This window comes from Nitrobacter sp. CN101 (assembly GCF_055390255.1).
In genome coordinates, this window is sequence record NZ_AP038833.1 from 3,074,331 (window position 1) to 3,096,161 (window position 21,831).

General features: G+C 60.5%; 27 protein-coding genes and 1 tRNA gene. 21 read left to right on the forward strand and 7 right to left on the reverse strand.

Annotation, left to right across the window (positions count from 1 at the left end; genetic code table 11):
• The 15 genes from ACZ5IL_RS15555 (at position 1) to ACZ5IL_RS15625 (ending at position 8,448) form a co-directional block, all read left to right on the forward strand.
• Entirely contained in the window at positions 1-309 is a 309-nt protein-coding gene (locus tag ACZ5IL_RS15555; RefSeq protein ID WP_464592861.1) for a hypothetical protein, read from the forward strand.
• The gene (locus tag ACZ5IL_RS15560) at positions 306-1,307 is read left to right on the forward strand and encodes a hypothetical protein (RefSeq protein ID WP_464592863.1); all 1,002 of its coding nucleotides are present in this window, start codon (positions 306-308) and stop codon (positions 1,305-1,307) included. The genes ACZ5IL_RS15555 and ACZ5IL_RS15560 overlap by 4 nt, the downstream gene beginning before the upstream one ends.
• Positions 1,308-1,314: 7 nt before the next feature.
• A complete protein-coding gene (locus tag ACZ5IL_RS15565; RefSeq protein ID WP_464592865.1) occupies positions 1,315-2,169 on the forward strand; it encodes an ERF family protein in 855 nt (284 codons plus the stop codon).
• A gap of 1 nt (position 2,170) precedes the next feature.
• Positions 2,171-2,803 carry a lambda exonuclease family protein gene (locus ACZ5IL_RS15570; RefSeq protein WP_464592867.1) on the forward strand — a complete coding sequence of 211 codons (633 nt, stop codon included), beginning with the start codon at positions 2,171-2,173 and terminating at the stop codon, positions 2,801-2,803.
• A gap of 149 nt (positions 2,804-2,952) precedes the next feature.
• A complete protein-coding gene (locus ACZ5IL_RS15575) occupies positions 2,953-3,525 on the forward strand; it encodes a hypothetical protein (protein WP_464592869.1) in 573 nt (190 codons plus the stop codon).
• 217 nt (positions 3,526-3,742) lie between these two features.
• A complete protein-coding gene (locus ACZ5IL_RS15580; protein WP_464592871.1) occupies positions 3,743-4,147 on the forward strand; it encodes a hypothetical protein in 405 nt (134 codons plus the stop codon).
• The gene (ssb, locus tag ACZ5IL_RS15585; RefSeq protein WP_464592873.1) at positions 4,147-4,629 is read left to right on the forward strand and encodes a single-stranded DNA-binding protein; all 483 of its coding nucleotides are present in this window, start codon (positions 4,147-4,149) and stop codon (positions 4,627-4,629) included. The genes ACZ5IL_RS15580 and ssb overlap by 1 nt, the downstream gene beginning before the upstream one ends.
• 9 nt (positions 4,630-4,638) lie before the next feature.
• A complete protein-coding gene (locus ACZ5IL_RS15590; protein WP_464592874.1) occupies positions 4,639-4,830 on the forward strand; it encodes a hypothetical protein in 192 nt (63 codons plus the stop codon).
• Positions 4,827-5,054 (forward strand): hypothetical protein, encoded by a 228-nt coding sequence (locus ACZ5IL_RS15595; RefSeq protein WP_464592876.1) that lies wholly within the window; start codon positions 4,827-4,829, stop codon positions 5,052-5,054. The genes ACZ5IL_RS15590 and ACZ5IL_RS15595 overlap by 4 nt, the downstream gene beginning before the upstream one ends.
• A gap of 5 nt (positions 5,055-5,059) precedes the next feature.
• Positions 5,060-5,299: a hypothetical protein gene (locus tag ACZ5IL_RS15600; RefSeq protein ID WP_464592877.1), complete on the forward strand. Its 240-nt coding sequence runs from the start codon at positions 5,060-5,062 to the stop codon at positions 5,297-5,299.
• Positions 5,292-5,606: a hypothetical protein gene (locus ACZ5IL_RS15605; RefSeq protein ID WP_464592879.1), complete on the forward strand. Its 315-nt coding sequence runs from the start codon at positions 5,292-5,294 to the stop codon at positions 5,604-5,606. The genes ACZ5IL_RS15600 and ACZ5IL_RS15605 overlap by 8 nt, the downstream gene beginning before the upstream one ends.
• On the forward strand, positions 5,603-6,763 hold the full coding sequence (locus ACZ5IL_RS15610; protein WP_464592881.1) for a DUF5131 family protein: 1,161 nt from the start codon (positions 5,603-5,605) through the stop codon (positions 6,761-6,763). The genes ACZ5IL_RS15605 and ACZ5IL_RS15610 overlap by 4 nt, the downstream gene beginning before the upstream one ends.
• On the forward strand, positions 6,753-7,070 hold the full coding sequence (locus tag ACZ5IL_RS15615; RefSeq protein ID WP_464592883.1) for a hypothetical protein: 318 nt from the start codon (positions 6,753-6,755) through the stop codon (positions 7,068-7,070). Before ACZ5IL_RS15610 ends, ACZ5IL_RS15615 begins: the two co-directional genes overlap by 11 nt.
• On the forward strand, positions 7,067-7,255 hold the full coding sequence (locus ACZ5IL_RS15620; RefSeq protein WP_464592885.1) for a hypothetical protein: 189 nt from the start codon (positions 7,067-7,069) through the stop codon (positions 7,253-7,255). The genes ACZ5IL_RS15615 and ACZ5IL_RS15620 overlap by 4 nt, the downstream gene beginning before the upstream one ends.
• 5 nt (positions 7,256-7,260) lie before the next feature.
• Complete coding sequence (locus tag ACZ5IL_RS15625) at positions 7,261-8,448, forward strand: tyrosine-type recombinase/integrase (RefSeq protein WP_464592887.1); 1,188 nt, start codon at positions 7,261-7,263, stop codon at positions 8,446-8,448.
• Between the two features lie 8 nt (positions 8,449-8,456).
• Here the strand turns inward: ACZ5IL_RS15625 and ACZ5IL_RS15630 are convergent.
• A tRNA-Trp gene (locus ACZ5IL_RS15630) sits at positions 8,457-8,532 on the reverse strand.
• Between the two features lie 136 nt (positions 8,533-8,668).
• Complete coding sequence (gene tuf, locus ACZ5IL_RS15635; RefSeq protein WP_464592889.1) at positions 8,669-9,859, reverse strand: elongation factor Tu; 1,191 nt, start codon at positions 9,857-9,859, stop codon at positions 8,669-8,671.
• 202 nt (positions 9,860-10,061) lie between these two features.
• Here tuf and ACZ5IL_RS15640 point away from each other — a divergent pair, with 202 nt between their 5' ends.
• From ACZ5IL_RS15640 to ACZ5IL_RS15650, 3 genes are all read left to right on the forward strand, one after another.
• Positions 10,062-10,622 carry an RNA polymerase sigma factor gene (locus tag ACZ5IL_RS15640; RefSeq protein WP_464592891.1) on the forward strand — a complete coding sequence of 187 codons (561 nt, stop codon included), beginning with the start codon at positions 10,062-10,064 and terminating at the stop codon, positions 10,620-10,622.
• A gap of 62 nt (positions 10,623-10,684) precedes the next feature.
• Positions 10,685-11,644, forward strand: coding sequence for a FecR family protein (locus tag ACZ5IL_RS15645; RefSeq protein ID WP_464592893.1), 960 nt, complete (start codon positions 10,685-10,687; stop codon positions 11,642-11,644).
• Between the two features lie 194 nt (positions 11,645-11,838).
• Positions 11,839-14,274: a TonB-dependent siderophore receptor gene (locus tag ACZ5IL_RS15650; protein ID WP_464592895.1), complete on the forward strand. Its 2,436-nt coding sequence runs from the start codon at positions 11,839-11,841 to the stop codon at positions 14,272-14,274.
• Positions 14,275-14,440: 166 nt separating this feature from the next.
• Here ACZ5IL_RS15650 and ACZ5IL_RS15655 read toward each other — a convergent pair whose 3' ends face one another.
• The 3 genes from ACZ5IL_RS15655 to ACZ5IL_RS15665 all read right to left on the reverse strand — a co-directional run bounded on the left by ACZ5IL_RS15655 (position 14,441) and on the right by ACZ5IL_RS15665 (position 16,219).
• Entirely contained in the window at positions 14,441-15,151 is a 711-nt protein-coding gene (locus ACZ5IL_RS15655; protein ID WP_464592897.1) for an outer membrane protein, read from the reverse strand.
• Positions 15,152-15,408: 257 nt separating this feature from the next.
• Complete coding sequence (locus ACZ5IL_RS15660) at positions 15,409-15,843, reverse strand: hypothetical protein (protein ID WP_309775154.1); 435 nt, start codon at positions 15,841-15,843, stop codon at positions 15,409-15,411.
• A 169-nt stretch (positions 15,844-16,012) separates the two neighbouring features.
• Positions 16,013-16,219 (reverse strand): His-rich protein BRANT, encoded by a 207-nt coding sequence (locus ACZ5IL_RS15665; protein WP_464592900.1) that lies wholly within the window; start codon positions 16,217-16,219, stop codon positions 16,013-16,015.
• A gap of 300 nt (positions 16,220-16,519) precedes the next feature.
• Between ACZ5IL_RS15665 and ACZ5IL_RS15670 the strand changes: the two genes are divergently transcribed.
• The 3 genes from ACZ5IL_RS15670 (at position 16,520) to ACZ5IL_RS15680 (ending at position 18,636) form a co-directional block, all read left to right on the forward strand.
• On the forward strand, positions 16,520-17,299 hold the full coding sequence (locus ACZ5IL_RS15670) for an NAD kinase (RefSeq protein WP_464592901.1): 780 nt from the start codon (positions 16,520-16,522) through the stop codon (positions 17,297-17,299).
• 201 nt (positions 17,300-17,500) lie between these two features.
• Positions 17,501-18,046, forward strand: coding sequence for a response regulator (locus ACZ5IL_RS15675; RefSeq protein WP_464592903.1), 546 nt, complete (start codon positions 17,501-17,503; stop codon positions 18,044-18,046).
• Between the two features lie 11 nt (positions 18,047-18,057).
• Complete coding sequence (locus ACZ5IL_RS15680) at positions 18,058-18,636, forward strand: Hpt domain-containing protein (RefSeq protein ID WP_464592905.1); 579 nt, start codon at positions 18,058-18,060, stop codon at positions 18,634-18,636.
• 205 nt (positions 18,637-18,841) lie between these two features.
• Here ACZ5IL_RS15680 and ACZ5IL_RS15685 read toward each other — a convergent pair whose 3' ends face one another.
• Positions 18,842-20,551 carry a DUF2336 domain-containing protein gene (locus ACZ5IL_RS15685; protein ID WP_464592907.1) on the reverse strand — a complete coding sequence of 570 codons (1,710 nt, stop codon included), beginning with the start codon at positions 20,549-20,551 and terminating at the stop codon, positions 18,842-18,844.
• 244 nt (positions 20,552-20,795) lie between these two features.
• Complete coding sequence (locus ACZ5IL_RS15690) at positions 20,796-21,740, reverse strand: transglycosylase SLT domain-containing protein (protein WP_464592909.1); 945 nt, start codon at positions 21,738-21,740, stop codon at positions 20,796-20,798.
• Between the last annotated feature and the right edge of the window lie 91 nt (positions 21,741-21,831).

Sequence of the window (21,831 nt, forward strand, 5' to 3'; positions counted from 1 at the left end):
ATGAGCGAGATTTTTGATCGCACAGAATACCGCGAGCGAACCGTCGAAAACCTTGTGCTGCTCCCGATCACGGATAGGCAGTATCTCGATGGCATGGAATGCCTACCGCCGGTCGTCTGGAACGCCAAGGGCTTCCTCCTCGGCGAGCCTTGCAGCCATAGCGCGGACGGGCACCGCGATACGTTTCGTCCCTTCTTCACCATCAATGACACGCATTTTTATAAAGGCGATGGGCCGGTCACGATCGAGACGTTCCTTGGCTTCACGCGCGCGCAAGTAGACGCCGCCATCGAGCGGGGGAAGCAATGAGCGCCGAATCCGCCGAACTCGTCGCCATTGAAACGTTGAAAGCCGCCGTGGTGTTCGCCGAGGGCGGAGCCGAGGCTGTTGTCGCCAACATCGAGACAGCCGTGCGCGCGACCGACACGGATATATCCACGCCGAAGGGTCGCGGCGCGATCAAGAGCCTTGCTCGCCGAGTATCGAGCGCAAAGGTCAAGCTGGACGAGCTCGGCAAGGATTATGTCGCGGACCTAAAAAATCAGGCCAAGACTGTCGATGTCGAGCGCAAGGTGATCCGCGATCGGCTCGATGCTCTCCGCGATGAAGTCAGCAAGCCGGTTGACGATTTCGAGGCGAAGCAACAGGCCCGCATCGACGAGCACCAGGCCGAACTCTCCAAGTTCGAAGCTGCGGCGATGTTCGAGGATATCGAACCAACCGCCGCCGCAATTCAAGATCGGATCGACCGCGTAAGCGCGATCGGCGGAAACCGCGATTGGGAGGAATTCCAGAATCGCGCCGACGCCGCGCGAGCGAAGGCGATCGAGACGCTAACGATGATGCTCCACGTGGCGAAGCGCCGCGAAGCGGAGCGCGCCGAGCTGGAAAAACTCCGCGCCGATCAGATCAAGCGCGAGGAAAGCGACCGGATCGAGAAGGCGAAGCGGGAAGCCACCGCTGCCGCCGATGCGAAAGCCGCTGCCGAACAGCAGCGTCTCCAGCGCGAGAAGGACGAGGCCGAAGCCCGCGCCAAGCTCGCGGAGCAAAGGCAGAAGGAAGCCGAGGAGCGCGCCGCGCGTGCCGCCGAGGAAGCCGCGGCCGCCGAACGCGAGCGCATAGCCGACGAACAGGCCGCCGCAAAACGCGAAAGCGAGAAGCGTGAGGCCAACAAGCGGCACCGCGCGAAGATCCACACTGCCATCAAGGCCAAGCTGATGCAGCTCGGGCTGTCCGATGATCTCGCCGTCGCCGTGGTGAAGGCGATGGCAAGCGGCGAAGTCCCCCACGTAACCGTGAATTATTGAGGCCGCCATGACCGGAGCAGTTGCAGAACGTCAGGAGCTTCAAGCGATCGAGGAAGTGCGGCAGCCGTCGGCGATCGCGCCGGCGGCACCGCCCTCCGTTATCGCCCTCAACCCCATGGCTATGATTGCGCAGGCGCTCGACCGCGGCGCAACGCCGGAGTTAATCGACAAGCTGTTCGATTGGCAGGACCGGCTCGAAAAAAAATCCGCTATCCGCGATTTCGACGCCGCGTTCGCCGCGGCGAAGGGCAAATTCCCCAAGATCGTAAAAGACGCGAACGTTAATTTCCAAGCCAGAAACGGCGGCGCGGAAACCGATTACTGGCACGAAACGCTTGCCGGCATCGCAGAGGCGGTCAACGGGCCACTCGCCGAGCATGGCCTAGCCTATAGCTGGGAGCCAAAGCAACTCGATGGCGGCCGCATCGAGGTAACGTGCATCCTCTCGCACATCAGCGGCCACTCGCGCCGCGCCACCCTCGCCGGCAGCCCTGACGCGAGTGGCAACAAGAACAACCTGCAAGCCGTCGCATCAACGGTGAGCTATCTCGAGCGCTACACCCTCAAGGCCATTCTCGGCATTGCCTCGGCTCACGACGACGACGGCCAGGGCGGAGCGCCGATCTTCCAGCCCGATCCCGGCCGGACACAACAGCGCGCACCAGCCGAACCGCCGCGACCCGCGCAAAAGATAAGCCCAGCTCAAGCCGCCGAACTCACGATCAAACTTGATGCTGCCAAGGAGAAGGGCGCCGACGAGGCGCAATTCTGGATATTCGCGCAAGCCAGCAAAGTCGAGGACGTCACCACCGATCGGCTCCCGACCATCATTAGCGCGCTCAAATCGAGGTACGGGGTCTGACATGCCTATGGAGATTTTCAACTGCCAGCAGGGCACCGATGAATGGTTCGCGTGCCGCAAGGGCATCCCGACGGCGAGCGAGTTCAGTACCGTCATGGCAAAGGGGAAAGGCGGAGCCCCGAGCAAAACCCGCGCCGGATACATGAGCCGTCTCGCCCGAGAGGTCATCACCGGCCAACCGCAGTTGCCGACCTTCTCGAACGAGCATACCGAACGCGGCCGCTTGCACGAGGATCGCGCCCGCGAGGTCTACTGCTTCACCACCGGTCTTATCACCCGCCGCGTCGGCTTCATCCGCAACGGCAACGTTGGATGCAGCCCGGACTCATTGGTCGGCGAGGACGGCGGACTAGAGATCAAGTGCCCAACGGAGGACATCCAGAAGAAGCGCATCGCGCTGCAAAAGCTGCCGACTGAATATAAGGCGCAGATTCAAGGCAGCATGTATGTCACCGCCCGCGATTGGTGGGATTTCGAATCCTACTTCGATGGCATCGAGGCCGTCATTATCCGAGTTGAGCGCGACGACACCTATATCCGCAAACTGGCCGAGGAGCTTGCGATCTTCAACGATGAGCTCGCCGAGCTCACCGAGAAGATGCGACGCGAAGGCTTGGCGCAGGCCGCGGAGTAGCCGGACATGATAGACCGGCAGCACGGTAAAATCCTGGTCGAGTGCGATTCATGCTCCGAGATTTTCGAGGGAGAGACTGACGCATCTTGGCATGATGTCTGGAATACGGCTAAGCACGACGGTTGGCGGACGCGCAACATCGCGGGTGAATGGCTCCATGGCTGCCCGAAGTGTGGGGTGCCTACATGACATCACGCGCGCCTCAGATCGTATTCGAATGGAATGGCGAGGTGATGCGTCCCCTCGCCTTCCATCGCGATCTCTGCGCGCGCACGTTCGAGGCTGGCAAGCGGTACAAGCTGATCGAGTTTAGCGAGCGGTCGCGTGAGACCCACGATCATTTCTTCGCGACAGTCGCCGGCTATTGGCAGAACTGGCCCGAGAAATATGAGCGCGTGCTGCCCTCTGCCGACCATCTTCGCAAGCACGCGCTGATCCGGACCGGCCATTACATTCAGTCCTTAATGGCTCATGCCTCGCTTGAGGAAGCGACGATCTACGTTCGCGATTTCATCCGCTACGTCGATTACGCCGAGGGCAGCATCACCAGCACCCACGGCACCGCGACCGTGATGCGCATCGCGAAGTCGCAGCGCAAGCAGGTGATGGACGCTGCGGAATTTCAAAAATCTAAACAGGACGTTCTTGAATTCTGCCAGGCCGTCACCGGCATTTCGCCGGAGCAGATGCTCCACGAAGTGAAGAAGGGAGCGGCGGCGTGAACGATGCGGACATCCCGATCGGAGCGGCTTGCGGTAACTGCCGACATTGGCGCGCAGGCGAATGCTACCGTTATCCGCCGCTGATGGAGCCGTATCCATGGGGCAATGAACCGCCGATCATCTATTACCCAGCGGCAGTTCGACCGAGCGTTGCTGCCACAGACCCTGCCTGCGGAGAGTGGAGCGTTGCGACATGAGCAAGCGCGCGCACATCCGCATGATCGACAAGGCCGCCGCGCTGGCCGCGCAGGTGCTCGAAATCCCGTACGAGCATCGCGAGCTGATGTCGGCCGAGCAAGTGCTCTCGCTTCTGAACTTCGACCACGATCCGATTCCGCACGCGCACGGCGGATCGGATGAGCATTTCAATCTAACCGGCCTGTCGATTATGGCGCACCGGCAAAAGACGGCGACGATCGACGTCCCGCAGATCGCCAAGACGAGGCGGATCGCGACCGACGACGCGCGGCATCAGGCGATCATGGCGGCTAAGACCGCCCTCGCCGGCACAGACACGAACGCGGTGATCGAGGCGCTCGCCCCGATCGCGAAGAAGCAATGGCCGAAGCGGAAACTTGAGGGCCGGCCGTTCAACTCCAAGGGCAAGAGGAAATTCGGCTGATGGCTGGCAGCGTGAACAAGGTGATCTTGGTCGGCAACCTCGGCGCCGATCCTGAAATCCGCCGCACCCAAGACGGCAAGCCGATCGCGAACCTGCGTATCGCGACATCGGAGACTTGGCGCGACAAGAACACCGGCGAGCGCAAGGAGCGCACCGAATGGCACAAGATCACGGTGTTCAATGAGGGCGGCGCGAAATTCGCGGAGCAGTACCTCAAGAATGGGATGAAGGTCTACGTCGAGGGCCAGTTACAGACCCGCAAGTGGACCGACAGGGACGGCGTTGAAAGATACTCCACCGAGGTCGTTTTCCAGTTCAATGGCGCGCTGACATCGCTGGAAAAGGCCGAAGGCCGCCAGCAGTCGCCCGACGACTACGGCACGACGCGCACGCGCGAATCCTCCGGACAGAACAACTACGCGAGCGCCCATGGCCGAGCGCAGCCTGGTCGCAACGACATGGACGACGACATCCCGTTCTGAGGTGCTGAAATGAAAGTCGCCCTGGAAACCAACGAGCGCCACGTCAGGCAAATCATCAACCTGATCGACGTCACGAGAGATCTGGCAGAGGTCGATCGGCTGCGGGGCATCGCGGCCGACATGATCAGGGAATCGGCCAACGCCCATTACGAAGCTCAACTCGCCGCAGTTCGATACACCATGGGGGAACGCTTAAGATGAGGATCCAGCCAAAACCCGATTTCGTCGCCACGATAATCGAGGCGCTGCCCGCGGAAGGCCCGGGCGTCCAGTCTCGCGAGGTATTTGTCGCGATCGGTCGCAGATCAACGCCGGCCTACGTGCGCATTGTGCTGCGGCAGTTGGAGTGCGCCGGCCAGATCGTAGGCGTTGGGCACTCCTATGAGCGCGTCTATCGCCGGGCCTTCGCCGCGGAGGTCGCGTAACCGGGATGACCCGCCTGAACTGCATGAAATGCGCCGGCGAAGGAACGATCTACACGTCGCGTTACGGCGGTAACGATCCTGACGTGTACCCGGCCGGCAAATGCGAGGCGTGCGCCGGATCAGGCGACCAATCTTGTGAACGCCAAGGCTGCAAAGAGCGCGCCGTCGGGCTCAACGACGACGGCGAGGCCATGTGCGGCGATTGTCTCGCCGAATGGGCCGAAGAACAGATGTGGGATGATTGATGCGATGATGACGCTAACTGACGCACAAAGAATTGTCGCCCTATATGGGAAACTCGAAAACGCGAAGAAGCGATTGGCCGAGATTGATTCTGCCCGCGCCGACGGGACCGGCATATCAGTCCTGTTTAAACAGAAAAATCGAAGCGGCAATTGGGGCGATGTCGATGGGCTCAAATATGTAGCGATGTTTCGAACTGGCGAGTTAAACGACATCGCCGCGATCGTGCTCGCACGATTGTCTGATGAAGTTGCCGCTCAGAAGCGCCAGATCGAGCGGGAACTTCTTTGGCTTGGAGCGTGCCCATGACCAAGACCAACATTGAATGGGCGCAGCACGTCTGGAATCCTATCGCTGGTTGCTCGATCGTCTCGCCTGGCTGCACCAACTGCTATGCGATGAAGATGGCCTATCGCATCGAAATGGCTAACGCCGAGGCCGCGGCGAAATACCTGCCGGAGCGCTCCCCACATTACAACGGCACCACCAAGCGGGTGAACGGGAATGCTGTCTGGACAGGGCACGTGGTCCGCTCCGAAAAGGCGCTGGGGATACCTTTGAGGCGCAAAGTCCCGACCACATGGTTCGTCAATTCGATGTCGGACCTATTCCACGAGTCCGTCCCTGATGAATGGATCGATCAGGTCTTTGCCGTCATGGCGCTGACGCCGCAGCATACCTATCAAATCCTCACGAAGCGCAGCGCGCGGATGCGAGCTTACATGAACGGCATCCCTTCGAAGATACCGTTCCTCGGCAGAATGCCGCTCGAACGAACCCACCTTGAGGCGGCCGGCCACATGGAGGGTGACGGCGGATACATGGACGCGCTCAAGAAAGCCGGCAACGTCTACAGCCTGTATCTCGATGCGCCCTGGCCCCTCCCAAACGTCTGGCTCGGCGTATCAACCGAGCGGCAGAAGGAAGCCGACGAACGGATTCCGGATCTGCTGGCGGCGCCGGCGGCGGTGCGCTTCATCAGCGCGGAGCCGCTGCTCGGGCCGATCGATCTGAAACGCTGGATGCCGACCGGCAAATGGGGGAAGGCCCCAATCACCGGCGCCCCGGTCTATCACCAGACCTATTTTATGACGAAGTGCGGTCATTGCGGCTGGCTTGGATCATCTGAGCTGGCACACGAGATCAGCTATGGCGATGACGCCGACGTTGCCTGCCCTCAATGCAATGAGATTTTCAACTGCGACGACTTCGGGGATGGTCGCGGCCTCCATTGGGTCATCGTCGGTGGCGAGAACGGCCCCCGGCCGATGCATCCTGACCATGCCAGATCGTTGCGCGACCAATGCGCGGCGGCCAACGTGGCGTTTTTCTTAAAACAGTGGGGGACCAACATCCCGGATGAAGAACGCGAGGGCCGATATCGGCGCGTGCCAAAGAGTGTCGCCGGCCGGCTCCTCGACGGCCGCGAGCACAATGGTTTCCCGGGAGGTCAACATGCCGGATAGTCATGAAACTCTCGAACACGCACTCAGGCTGCACAAAGAGGCACGGAGGCGGATCGGCGAGCTCGAGAGAGCAGTAACCGCTCTGAACCTGGACAACGAATTTTTGTGTTCGGTTCACTGCTCGATGGCCATCACACAGGGCACCGCATGGTCGGTTGAACTGCCAGCCAATCAGGAAGTCGTCCGACAATTCTTTGAGGCCGCCTTGCTCAAGGAGCGCGATACCGAAGCGCGATATCGTCGCAAACTGGACGCGGCCAGAGCGGCATTGCAGGCCGATCAGGAGCGGCCGGAGGCGGCCGGATGACGAAGGCACTGCCCTTCACAGAAGCGTCGATCGCTAGGGCCATCCGCGGCGCGGAGAAGGCCGGCAAATGCGTGCTCGGGATCCGCACGGATGGGACTATAATTGTTGGGGACAAGCCTGTTGATATCGCCCTGCTCGTCCCGGCCGCGCGGCAGGATGAGCCGGCCTCCAAGTGGGAGGACTAGCCTGGATGGCTTCCATGAAGACCGATCTACCGTTTCTGAGCTGCGAGGAAGATCGGCACGGAAACGATCGGCTATATGTCAGGCGCAACGGAAAGCGCATCCGGATCCGGGAGCCGGAAGGCTCGCCAGCCTTTGCCAAGGCATATACAGAGGCCGTTGACCGCCTTGGGGAGCCGCCGAGCCGCCGCGAAAAACCAACCGAAACAATTCAGGATGGCTGGCCCAAAAGCACGATCGGATGGCTTGGGACTCAATACTTTACATCGAAGGGTGAAGGCGAATTCTTAAAACTCACCAGGGAGTCGCAGCGAGCGAGACGGAATAGCCTGGAAGAGTGCTTTCGGTTGCCTCTGTCGGATGAAGATCCGGACCAGATGGGTAATTGCCCGCTGAAATACCTCTCGGCGCAGAAGGTGAAGCGCATGATCGAGGCGGTCGATGGAGCCGGTGCTCGAGCAAATCGCCGTAAGCACTTGTCGGCGCTATGCTCGTGGGGCGTCGAGAACAACCACCTCGCGTCGAATCCGGTCCGGGATATCAAGGCAGGCCGCAAGATCAAGGGCGGCGGCTTCTATACTTGGACGATCGATGACGTCCAAGACTTCCTGAACTTCCACAACGGGACGGATTTGAAGGCGCGAAAGGCCCGCCTGGCGCTCGCCCTGCTGCTATTCTCCGGCGCTCGGCGGCAGGACATTGTGACCCTCGGGAAGCAGCACACGCGCTCCGGCGACTGGATCAAGTACGTTCCGCTGAAAACGCTCTACAAGCGCCGCACGCTCGTTCAGAAGCCGCTGTTGCCGGTGCTCAAACAGATCATAGCCGAGAGCCCTTGCGGCTCCATGACGTTCCTTGAAACAGAATATGGCAAGCCGTTCACGCCGGCTGGGTTCGGCAACTGGTTCGGGGAACGTTGCGGCGAAGCCGGTATCGAGGGGCGCGCTCACGGTCTCAAAAAGGCAGGCGCCACGATTGCCGCCGAGAACGGTGCGACAACACGTCAGCTTATGGCGATGTTCGATTGGGAAACACCCTCAATGGCCGAGGTTTACACCCGGGCAGCCGAGCAAAAACGGCTTGCTGGCGAGGCTATGTTCCTGATCTCGCTGGACCGCACCGAGAACGAACTTTGTCGCACCTCCTCGGAGGTTGACTGTCGCACCGAAAAAACTGGAGAAAAATCAAGTGGATAGGAATGGACTGGCAGGAGTGGCAGGGCTCGAACCTGCGACCCCCGGTTTTGGAGACCGGTGCTCTACCAATTGAGCTACACTCCTGTGAGGGCCGCGTCGCCGCAGCCCCTGACCGTTTCAAGCATGACGAGCGCCCTGATTGCAAGTGGCAAGCAATCCCCGGATCGCGAGTTCCTGCGAGGCTGCCACGTCTGGCCGACGCTGACGGCGCTCCACGTCCTTACTCAATAATGCTGGCGACGACGCCTGCTCCGACGGTACGTCCGCCCTCGCGGATGGCGAAGCGCAGCTTCTCCTCCATCGCGATCGGCACGATCAGGTGCACTTCCATCGCGATGTTGTCGCCCGGCATCACCATCTCGGTGCCGGCCGGAAGATGCACAACACCCGTCACGTCGGTGGTGCGGAAATAAAACTGCGGACGGTAGTTGGTGAAGAACGGCGTGTGGCGACCGCCCTCCTCCTTGGTCAGGATATAGGCTTCGGCCTTGAACTTGGTGTGCGGCTTCACCGAACCCGGCTTGCACAGAACCTGGCCGCGCTCCACGTCCTCGCGCTTGGTGCCGCGCAACAACGCCCCGATGTTGTCGCCCGCCTGCCCCTGGTCCAGAAGCTTGCGGAACATCTCCACGCCCGTCACCGTCGTCTTCTGCGTCTCGCGGATGCCGACAATCTCGATTTCCTCGCCGACCTTGACAACCCCGCGCTCCACCCGGCCCGTCACAACCGTGCCGCGTCCCGAAATCGAGAACACGTCCTCAACCGGCATCAGGAACGGCTGATCGATCGGTCGCTCCGGCTGCGGAATGTAGGCGTCGACATTCTTCATCAGTTCCAGAATCGCGTCATGGCCAAGCTTCTGGTCCGAGTTCTCAAGCGCCGCCAGCGCCGACCCCTTCACGATCGGAATGTCGTCGCCCGGAAATTCGTACTTCGACAGAAGCTCCCGCACTTCCATCTCAACCAGCTCAAGCAGCTCCGGATCGTCAACCATGTCGCACTTGTTCAAAAACACAACCAGCGCCGGAACGCCGACCTGACGCGCCAGAAGAATGTGCTCGCGGGTCTGCGGCATCGGGCCGTCCGCCGCCGAAACAACCAAAATCGCGCCGTCCATCTGCGCCGCACCCGTGATCATGTTCTTCACGTAGTCCGCATGGCCAGGACAGTCGACATGCGCATAGTGACGGTTCGCCGTCTCGTACTCCACATGCGCCGTCGAAATCGTGATGCCCCGCGCCTTCTCTTCCGGAGCCTTGTCAATCTGGTCGTACGCCGTGAACGTCGCCCCGCCCGTCTCCGCCAGAACCATCGTAATCGCAGCCGTCAATGACGTCTTGCCATGATCAACATGACCAATCGTCCCAATGTTGCAATGCGGCTTGTTACGTTCAAACTTCGCTTTGGCCATTCCTCACCCCTTACGATCCGGCACACGGGCGGCATCGAACCGCGGTGGGTTACTGCGGATAATGCCCCCATTCAAGCCAAATTCCGCACCGACTTCCTGGCCTGACCTTGACCACGAGGAGCTGATCCCGCTTCGAATGCGGGAATGATTTAGATGCGATCTAAAGTTACGAGCTTGCGCTGCACCTTATTTGTCTCTGTATATGCCTGCATACTCAGACAGGAATCGTAGCGTGGCGCCGGCCGGCATTCTTGACAACGACAACCTTCTGGATCGCGCCATCGAAGCGCACTACGCCGAGATCAAGGCGGCGGTGCTTCGCCGCGGCTGCGCACGCGGGTTCGTCTCGGATGTGGTCCACGATCTCTATATCAAGCTTGCCGAACAGCCCGACGTTCTGAAGGGCAAGCGTTCACTATGCGCTTTCTTGTGCCGCTCGGCGATCAACCTCGGCATCGATCGCATGCGCCGGGCGCGGCTCGAGCAGCACCTTTTTTCAGGAACAGCGGTCGAGGCGCTCGCGGTTCCTGCCGAAACGGCCGCGCCTGATTATGGCCTCGAGGTCGAGGCTCGCCTCGCGGTGTTGCGCGAGGCCATTGCGGAGCTTCCCGCGCGACGGCGCGCCGTTTTCGTCCTGCACCGTCTCCACCGACTCGAGCCCGACCAGATCGCGCGAAAGCTCAATATCTCGCGAAATATGGTCGACCGGCACCTTCGGCGGGCACTCGCGCATTGCCTCGATCGCCTGCTCGGTATCGAGTAAGAAGTCCTTCTTAAGAGGACTCGCTCGTCTCCATAACGGGTGAGAAGCGATCAGGAGTCGCGATGACAACCGACCAATCAGCGCAGGCAAGCCGCAAACGACATGAAGAAGCCGCTGCCTGGGTGCTGAAAAATCGCGACATGAATCAAAGCGCACACGAAAGTCGCGCATTTGAGGAGTGGCTCGACCGAGGCCAGGAGAACAGAACGGCGTACGAGGCGGCCGAGCGGCTGATGGGCGAAGCGCGTACGGCCATTTTGAACGATCCGGCCCTACGGAATTTCAAAGTCAAGCCGCGCCCGCGTGTCGCCAAGACGCTTGCGGTCGCGATTCTCGGCGCGGCGCTCGCCGGCGGCGCCTTCGTCTATTCCGACGGCCCGATGCGGCTTCTGGCCAACGCGAGGTCGGGCACGGGAGAAATGCCGACAATCGAACTGGCTGACGGCACGACCATCCAGCTCAACGCCTTTTCCGCCATCTCCTACCGATTTACGGCAGAAACTCGCACGGTAACATTGCTGCGCGGTCAGGCATTCTTCCAGGTTGCGAAGGATACAAATCGTCCGTTTGTTGTCGAGGCGAATGGCGGGCTGACGACCGCGCTCGGGACGGCCTTCGATGTCCGGCTGGATCCAAGCTCAACGGAAGTGACGGTGACCGAACATGCTGTATCGGTCACCCCTCATACGCACGCCGCCCCTGCAGTCCGGGTGAACGAGGGCCAGCAGGCCGTATATGACGGTGACGGCAGGGTGAAGGATGTTCGGCAAGCCGACACTCATACCGCGCTGGCGTGGCGCCGGGGCCAACTCGTGGTGGACAATGCGCTGTTGGCCGACGTTGTGACAGAGATAGGCCGCCATTTTGCGGGGCGTATCATCATATCGAATTCGGACCTCGCCGCACGCCGCGTCAGCGGTACATTTACCGTCACCGATACCGATGCGGCGCTCGCGCTCTTGCGCGAGTCTCTGGGACTTAGTGTGATCCGGATGGGCCCGCTGATCGTGCTGCGGGGCTGAAAATCCATCCTTCCCATCGTCACGCACAGACTTGACGTCAATGACGTCACAAGGCGCTCGATCGATACTTGAAGCCTTCCACGTTACTTTCCTCCTCGTCCAGAGTCCCAAAGCGTTCCCTTCGTTCGTCACTCCATTGAAAGGCTGACTGTCCGCCATCCCGGCGGAGCGGCATGATTTTGGGGACGAGTTCGATGGCGGGGGAAGCAACGGGGCAGCGGCGACAATCACAGATTTTGAGGCGGGCTCGATCACTCCTGTTGGGGACGACGCTGCTTGCAACCGGTTTCGTCGTGCCGGCAGTTGCTCAGAATGCGCCTGCGTCCGTGGCGCGGACCATGTCCATTCCTGCTGGCCCGCTGACGACGGCCTTGAATCGGCTGGCCGCCCAAACCGGAATGCAGGTGTTGTTCGATGCGTCGATCGCGCGGGGCAAAACGACGAGCGGCGCCCACGGTGAGCTGACTGCTAACCAGGCGTTGTCGGCGATCCTAAGCGGAACCGGCCTCGTCGCGCGGGCAACCGGTCCAAACGCGATCACGATCGTTTCGCCGTCATCGGCCGGCGGCGCCGCGCCGGCCGGAGCGATTTCGCTCGATACCATCGACGTACAGGGCGAGACCGCGGGGGGGCCGGTGCAAGGTTACGTTGCAAACCGCAGCGCAACAGCCACCAAAACCGATACGCCGCTGATCGAGGTGCCGCAGTCGATTTCGGTCATCGGAGCCGAGCAAATCCGCGACCAGAAAATCATTTCGAAGCTCGATGAAATCCTGAACTATACGCCGGGAGTCACTACTTCCACCTACGGTCAAGATCATGGCGATGATTGGTTTATGATCCGCGGATTTCAGGCGCAGAACAATGTTTTTCTCGATGGCCTGCAGCTTTTCAGCGCTTCTTTTTCCAGCTGGAAACTGCCGCCGTTCAATCTTGAGCGGGTCGAAGTGCTGCGCGGTCCGGCGGCAATGATGTACGGCGGATCGGCGCCGGGCGGACTGGTCAACGCCGTAAGCAAGCTGCCTCCCGCGGAGCGCCTTGGCTTTATCGAGGCCGGCGTCAACAATTTCGGTAACGCTTACACGCAGTTCGACTTCGGCGGTCCTGTCGCGACCGAGCCGGGAACCGGCAAGATTCTCTACAGGATCGTCGGCCAGGTCAATCGCGGCGGCACCCAGACAAACTTCGTCCCTGACGACAGCTATTTCATTGCGCCGTCCGTGACCTTTCTACCCGATGTGGACACGCGGCTTACGGTGCTCGCCCTGGCATCCCAGAACAAGACCATGCTGTTCGGTTTTCTGCCTTATGTAGGAACAGTGGTCGACGCTCCGTTCGGCCGGATACCGACGAACCTGTTCAGCGGTGACCCTTCTATTGGCTACCACAATAAACAGCAAAAAATGGTCGGCTATCAATTCGAAAAGCATCTCTCGGAGAACGCGACGTTCCGCCAGAATGGGCGCGTTGCGAATCTCGTTGTTGACTATAATGCCTTGTTTGGCGGGGGCTACGCCACCACTCCGGCCGACGCCACCATCTTGCGGAACTACTTCGTCGCCCGCAACAATGCAACTCAACTCAGTCAGGACAGTCAGTTTGAGTATCGCTTCGCCACGGGTCCGGTCCGGCATACCGCGCTGGTCGGTCTCGACTTAAGGCATTATACGCTCGACGACAAACAGGGTTTTGGTCCCGCTACCGAACTGAACCTCCTTAATCCGGTGTATGGCGTTAACCCGCCCTTCGACGGCGCATTTTTTCGAGACGGCAGTATTACACAAAGGCAGGCCGGCCTCTATCTGCAGGACCAGATTAAGTGGGATCGTCTCACGCTGGTCCTGTCGGGCCGCAACGACTGGGTGAGCCAAATCGATAGGAATTTTGGTACAGCGGTGGACCGACAGGACAGCAAGTTTTCCGGCCGCGCCGGCATGATCTACAACTTCGACAATGGCGTCGCACCCTATGTTTCTTACGCAACGACCTACAACCCGCTCCCGTTCACCAATGCCGCCGGTGTTTTGCTGCTGCCCGAAACCGGAGCGCAGACCGAAGTCGGCATGAAGTATCAACCGACTGGTCTGAACGCGCGGTTCGGCATCGCTTTGTTCGACCTCAAACGCACGAACGCCCTGACCACCGACCCGAATAATCCGCTTTTCCAGAGACAGACCGGCGAGGTGACGTCACGCGGCCTCGAGCTGGAAGCCGTGGCCAATATCACCCGCGATTTCAAAGTGGTTGCGAGCTATACCAACTACCAGCTATTCATCAGCAAGGATCTCGATCCGACCTTGATCGGCAGCGTTCCAGTCAGTGTCCCGCGGCAGACCGCTTCGTTCTGGACGGACTACACGTTCCGGGAAGGCCCGCTGGACGGCTTTGGTCTCGGCGGCGGCGTGCGCTATGTCGGCTCATCTTTCGCGGACACCGCCAATCTTATCGTAGTGCCGTCTAGGGCGCTTGGCGATCTTGCCGTTCACTACGAATGGGCGAACAACTGGCGCGCGGCTGTCAACATTATGAACGTCGCCGACACCACTTATGTCTCAGGCTGCGGCTCTTTTAATTTATGCTACTACGGCGACCGGCGCCGCATCACGGGAAGCCTCTCCTACAAGTGGTGATGGTTGCTTTAAGGTGACGCGCGCCTGCGGCTATGGATACCGCGGCACGAAATAGGTCGACCGCATTTGATCCGCAACCGAACAGCAGATCGCATCATGCGCAACTAAAAAGGCCGGCAAAGCCGGCCTTTCGCCAATCAACGAAACAGATAATCTGGAGGCGATCTCAGTAATGAGGGACCGCCGGTCCGCCCCATCCGAAGCGATAGTTCACGCCGGCCTTGACGGTATGCTCGTCGTTGCGGAAGCTCGCTCCGACAACATCAGCCGGCGAACCCGCACCGAAAGTCGTCTTGCCGAAGTTGTAATACTGGTACTCCGCCTTAGCGGACCAGTTCGGCGCGAACATATATTCGAGACCTGCACCGACAGTGTAACCACTGTCCCGATTTCCATTGGTTGTGAAAGCCTGCGGCGCCCCGGCCGCGTTGGAGACACCCAGCGTGCTATCTCTGAACGCATAGCCGCCCTTGGCATACAGAAGGGCCGGTCCCCAGGCATAGCCGAGCCGACCGGTCACTGAGCCCAGGCCGGGGTTACCACCAGTCACAATACTGCCGCCAGGGAAGACCACATCTCCTCTGTAGTTGGCGAGCCAGCTATATTGGGCCTCGATGCCAAGCACCCATTGGTTCGCGAACTGGTAGTCGGCACCGCCCTGCACGCCTCCGAGGAAACGACCGTCGCTTCCTCCAAGGCCGCCGCCGAACGCACCGCCGAGATGGCCGCCAACGTAGAAACCAGTCCAATTGTAGACAGCCTGCGGCGGCGTAGAGGGCAATGGCGCCTTGGTATAGGGTCGCGGCTGAAGGTCAGCCGCAAATGCTGGTGCGGCGAAGGCTGCAACGGCAGCGACAGTAAGCAAGACCTTTTTCATGATGGGTTTCCCCTCTCATTGGATTACCATCAACGTTCGTTCACCATGGTCAAACAACGTGGCGCGAATTTGGTTGCCGGGCTTCACAACGGTGATGTCGGCGCTCCACAACGCTGTTCCTATGTAGGAACTGCCGCCCGGAAAAACAGGGCCTCGTTTGCCGCGGTTCCACCACAGAGTTCGCGCGGGCCTGAGGGCTTCAGACTCATCAAAATGTGAAACTGATTTGGGACCCGAAGCCCAGCCCCTCCGGTGGCTCAGCGCGTCAGCTTCTCGAGCTCCGGGAACGGCGCGTAGACCGCGCCCGCACAGATGTCGTCAACCTTCTCAATCATGCGATCGAGCCGCGCATCGACGTACACGACCGCGCGCTGCACCACACCCCGATAACTGCCGTCGATCTCTCGGGCGTTATAGCGCAGGCAACTCACATAACGCAGTCGGCCACCGACGGTGCGCTGAGCCGGTTCGGCCATCGCGGCGTCCCGAATACCGGCGGGATTGTTGAGGTAGGTTCTGAGAAACGCCAGCAATTGAGCGCGATAATCGGCCGGAAATGGTTGATTAGCCACCCCGCGATCATCGGTATAGACGAGACCGCCCTGCCCACCGCCCTGCTCGCTGTCGGTCATGCAGGCCGCGAGCGATGCCGCCAGCATCACGATCGCCAGGAATTTTGCAGATGCCCCCAACGTCCGTCCGTCTTTCCGGTTTGTATTTCTCCCGAAAGCACTAAACCGTCCGCTGTCGAAAACAAATTCGTATTTCGCTTATCTGCGCAAAAGTTCGTGTTGCGACGAATCGAGGCTTGCGGCAGCCAAAAGCGATCGCCGCAAGCCCTGATCTCATTTCGTGACGGAATTAGCTCTGCTTGGGGGCAGCGTGATGATGACGGTGAGCGCGATGGTGATGAGATTTCGCCTTGGCCTTGGCGTTGGCGTTCAGTACTTTCGAATTGACGGTCGCCGTCTTGGCCGCCGGGGCCTGGTCCGTGCGGGAAGTGCCGGCCATCGCAGGCGCAACAAAAACGGAAGCTGCGAGCAGCGCGGCGGAAATCGTCTTGAACATTGATTGGTCTCCTAGGAGCGTGGGATCGCCGAGGTCGCCGTCCGGATGGCCGGGACCTTCGATCAGACACCCATCATGAAACCGCGTCGCTGAATGCACGCTGAAGCGCGATGGCAGCTTCTGTTCACCTTGATGAACAGTTAGTCATAAGCGCGACCGGCGGAGCCTTGCCCTTTCCGCTAACCATGGACCGACCAGGGCCTCGACACGCGACTGCAAAGCGCGGTTAAGTACCTCTTCGATAGCCGGCGCGACCGGAAACAACACGTCGACGGCAGCTGCGGAAGCCTGCGAACCATCATGCCCTCACCCCAGTCCTATAACCGGATCGCCTTTGTCGCGGGCGCAAGTCCAGAAGCCCAGCAGGCGCTGACAGAATTGGTGGAGACCTATGGCAATCGCGATCCTGCGGACGCCGATGTGCTGGTTGCGCTCGGCGGCGATGGGTTGATGCTGCAAACACTGCAGCGGAACATGCGGTCGGGAAAACCGATCTACGGGATGCATCGCGGCACGGTTGGATTTCTGATGAACGAATACAGCCGGCATGATCTCCAGGCGCGCCTCGCTGCCGCGACCGACACCGTTATCCATCCGCTGTTGATGCGCGCGACCGATATTCATGGCACGATTCACAATCATCACGCCATCAATGAAGTATCGGTATTTCGCCAGACTCACCAGGCAGCGCGGCTGCGCATCCTGATCGACGAGCGCGAACGCATGGCCGAACTCGTCGCCGACGGCGTATTGGTTGCCACGCCAGCCGGATCGACCGCCTATAACCTGTCGGCGCAAGGACCGATCCTTCCGATCAACGCGGCACTGCTCGCTCTGACTCCGATCAGTCCCTTCCGTCCGCGGCGCTGGCGCGGCGCGCTGTTGCCAGATACGGCCATGGTGACAATCGAGGTGCTTGAAGGCGAAAAGCGCCCGGTGGCCGCCGTCGCCGATCACGATGAAGCTCGCAACGTCCGCCGCGTCGAGGTCTCATCGGACAAAATGATCTCAATGCGAATGCTGTTCGACCCGGGCCACAGCCTCGAGGAACGAATCCTCAGAGAGCAGTTCGGACACTGAGTCCCTTCCCTCTCCCTATCTTTTAGAGCAGACGGTTTCGAGCGACGCGAGAAACTGGTGAGGCAATCGATCTTTTGTCGCCCCTCGCAGGCTCGAACGTCGCTGTCCTCGTTTCGCCTCCCTGAGGGAGACAGAAGGAACGGCAACCATTCATTAACGGCGACGGCATATAGTTAACGGCAAGTATACCGGGCCCGCATCATGTACGGCATTGACTTCAACAAGCTGCGGTTTCTCGTCTGCGATGACAACGCACACATGCGCCGCATTCTGCGCACGCTGCTGCATTCGTTTGGCGCGCGCGAAGTCTACGAGGCCGAGGACGGAGCCACCGCCCTCGAAATGTTTACTCACTATGTTCCGGACATCGTCATCGTCGACTGGGCGATGCCGATCTTCGATGGCATCGAGCTTACGCAAATGATCCGCCAGCCGGACTCGAAGGGAAACCCGTTCGCCCCGATCATCATGCTGACCGGACACTCGGAGAAGCGGCGCGTCACGGTCGCGCGCGATGCTGGTGTCACCGAATTCCTGGCCAAACCGATTTCAGCCAAGGGGCTCTATCAACGAATCCTGAACGTCGTGGTCTCGCCACGCCCTTTCATCAAGACCAAAAATTATTTCGGTCCGGACCGCCGGCGCAATACCAGCAACAGCTATATTGGCCCCGAGCGCCGCGGCACCAAGGAGCCCGACGTCATCCCGCAGCCATCGCTGCTGGATAAGGCCAGAGCCCCGGGCTAAAAGGCAGGGCGATGCAGAAGAAAGATCCCGCCGAACTGACGATCCAGGCATTCGCCGACCATCACGTCATCACTCCGCCCAATCGGCTGCGCAACGTCGTTCGGCTGATCGACGAGAAAAATTTAGACGACCCGATCGCGCTCGCCGAAAAGGCACTGGCAGAGCTTTCGGACGAATTCTCCAAGTGGATGGCGATCGAGTGTGACCGCCTTGTCGCCGCCCACGCGGCCATTCTCAAGAACGGATTTACGCCGGCCACGCGCGACGAACTGTTTCGCGCCGCGCACGACATCAAGGGCGACGCCGCAACCTTCGAGTATCCCGCCGCCGCCGCGGGCGCCGAAAGCCTCTGCCGCATCATCGAACATTCGCCAGATCTCGATCGGGTACCTGCGGAGTTGATCGCTTATCACATCAATGCGATCCAGGCGATCGTGCGTGAGCACGCCAGCCCCGGCACCGAGGCCATGGCAAGGGAGATCAACCGGAAACTGCGTCTCGTCGCCGATGAATATCTCGCAACGGTCAACCAGGACCGTCCCGAACACCTTGAAGCCATTCTCGCGCCGAGCATTGCGCCGACAGAATAGCGCTCGGCCATTCCTGCAAGCGGCTGAAGATCTGTTCTCACGCGGCTTCTTTTATCGCTAAGATTTCCGCTGGAAGATCAGCCCTATCGAGCGTTTTTTGAACGAAGTGGAATCCGCTTCGCGTAAAGAGAACGCGTCAAACCAAAAGAAATCCTTTTCCGTTTCCGTGAGCGGTGAATTTTAAGTCTTCGCTCGCGCGAACGAACTACGCTGCCGCAAGCAAATCGCTGAGCAGCGGTTCGCGATATGCTCGCGGTGAATCTTTGGGCTCGCCAAAACTCGGCTCACGAGACGCGGACTCGTATGACGCCGGCTCGTCAAACCTCGGCTCGAGGCGCTCCGGTTCATAAGACGCAACAGCGTAAGACCCAGCCTCGCAAAGTTCGGCTTCGTAAGACTCAATTTCGTACGACTCAATTTCGTAAGGCTCAACTTCATAAGGCTCCGCTTCGTAAGGCTCCGCTTCGTAAGGCAAAGCTTCACAAGACCTCGTGTCGTCAAGCTCAATTTCATCAAGCTCGCGTTCGTCGATCTTAGTTTTGAACGCCAAGCGGTCAAGAAATCGCGGCCTAAAATCCTTCACCGCTTCACGGAGACGGTGAAGGACTCTCGTATTTTGATTTGATGCGTTTTCTTCATGCAAACCGGATTTCACGTCGCTCAAAAACGCTATCGAGGGCGCAGGTTCGAGGAACTCCTCGCGAAACTCAGGTTCGTAAAACTCCCGCTCGCAAACCGGCATTTCATCAATTTCGTCGCGCGTCGGCTCGGCGGCTGCTTCGGTCACCAGTTCGTCACAGAACACACGCGCTTCCTCACGCGCCGATTCCGTCGCGAAACGCCGCAGCAGGATCAGCAGAGGCTCCGAAACCTCAGCGGGCGCCGTTTCGCACATCGTCAGCACACGCTCGACCATGCGGCGGCGTAGCCGCGTCGTACCGCCGACCGTCCCGACAAAGCCAATCTCGTCGCGCGCTTCCAGCGCAGCGCGAAACGCAGGGAACGTGGATTCCGGCAACCCCGCCCGCGTCAGCAGCGCGGGAAGGCTCGCGCCGCCGCGATCGTGAACCAGCGCGGTGACGCGACTTAAAGGCAGGCCGGACAGTTCCACCAGCGCATGGTCGAACAGCTCCGTATTGCCTGACAACAGCGCGCGCAAAATCAATCCGGGGGTGAGTTGCCCGGTGGCGCGCAGATGCGCGACCAGACTGCACATGTCGCCGTCTCGCGCATGTGCAGCGATGTCAACGATGGAGCGATCGCGCGCATCGCTAACCGCGCGGCCGGCGCGATCGGCATTGAGCCAGCTCCGTGAGACAACGAACTGCGCCAGCGAGTTCGAAAGCTTTGTGGCCAGCGCGAGCCGCGTGACCACGGGCAGATCGTCGAGCGCCAGCATCGATTCCCGGATCGCCGCGAGATGACCATGCCGCTCGACGATGCGGTCCCATGACATCGGCGCGATATTCGCGCCCGGATTTTCGATCAGTTCGAGTGCCGCCGCCGCCGAGCCAACCTCGACAAGGGCCGCACAGACCGACACCGGCACGTGAACGCGGCGCGCGACGGCGCACTGCACCTCGCAGCTACCTGTCGCGACGATGTCGACGAGGTCCGCGTCGATCAAGAGCGGCGAATGTTCGAGAATCGGAATAGCGACCGACGGTTGATCGACCGATAGTGCCCGGACAATGGCCGGCGGCGCGCTCGCGCTACGCGCGAAAACGTCCGCCATCGCCCGGCGAACCAGCGGAGACGAGTCATCGAGCTGCAACAGCAGCCCGCCCTCGGCAGCAGCGCGGTCGTCATCGGACAGATCGGATATGAGCCACGCGCGGGCTAGCGCTTGCGTCGCTTCGGCCCGCTCGCCTGCGGGAGCGGTCCGTACCCAGCTTAGGAATTGCCGAACGATCATGGTGTTTCCGGCTTACGCACCGACACCGCGAAACGGTGTCGGTCATAGAAAATAAACCATGACGCTTAACAAAGGGTTCACCATAACCGTTTGCCTTCGTTGACGCTTCGTTAACGCGGCGAGTTCACACGCACGATGAGACGATCGCGTTAGATCGTCATTGCGAGGGGTTAGCCGTGCGCAGCGTCGTTCGGAAAACGACTAACGACTCTGGACTACAACTCGTCCAGGGTTCGTTGCGCCCCTACCCGCTATAAGCACCGCTGCGATCGCTGAACAGATCGAACGGCGGGCGCGGATCTGAAACCGATGGGTCCTGCGCCGTGGGAGATGGTGCACCCCACAATTCCTGAACGACCGGAGACACCGGCTGAGTACGCTCGCCGACCTGAAACAGCGAACGGAACGTCGGCTGGCTTGGCGCGGCCGAGGATGATGCCGCGATCGGCGCGACGCCGCGCACGTCGGGCAGGCGTGACAGATAGGCCGCTTGGTCGGATGGTGTCGAGGACTGCGTTTCAGACGTCATGGCTATACGGGTCGCGGGCGAATTGGCGGCAACCGCGTAGCGCCGGTCCAGATCGGCATAGACTTCCGACACGCTGCGCGCGCGGCCATCAGAATCATAGAAGATCGGACGGTTGGCGGCGGCGGCATTGGGAAACAGCCGCGCGCCGGATGCTTGCGGATTGTCCTGCGCATTCGCGATCAGCTTCGCGGCTCCGCCGACGCCCATGAAATGCGCCATATAGAGTTCGCTGTCAGTCGGACGGCGGCCGATCAGGCCGGTCAGCTTGAAGCTGTTGGACTGCGTCAGCACGCCGGCCATGGCCGACGCGATAGCCGGGTCATCACGCAGCTTGAGAATGGCGGCGCGGGTCGCCGGATCCGCGACGGAATAGGTGCCGGCTGGCGATTTGGCGATCGCATCGGCATAGCCGTTAAAGCCGAGCGCCGGCCCCGCCTCCTTTACCGTGCCGAGCCACGTCTGCTCAATGAACTGATAGAGGCCCTTGGCGGAGGACGTGCCGGCAGCGGCATGAGGATTGAAATTGGATTCCATCTTGGCGGTCGCAAGCAGATATTCGAAGCTCGCTCCCGTGGCCTCGGCTGCCCGCTTGATGGCGGTGGTGATTCCGCCCAAAATTCCGCTCAATCCCGAAGCGGCGTTGGCGGCATCGACGCTCATCTTGATCTCCGCTCCCCGCGACCGCCCGCCTGCACAGCACCGGAAAATCCGTCGTCTATTCCGACGTTTCCAGACGGCTATTCGCTCGGAT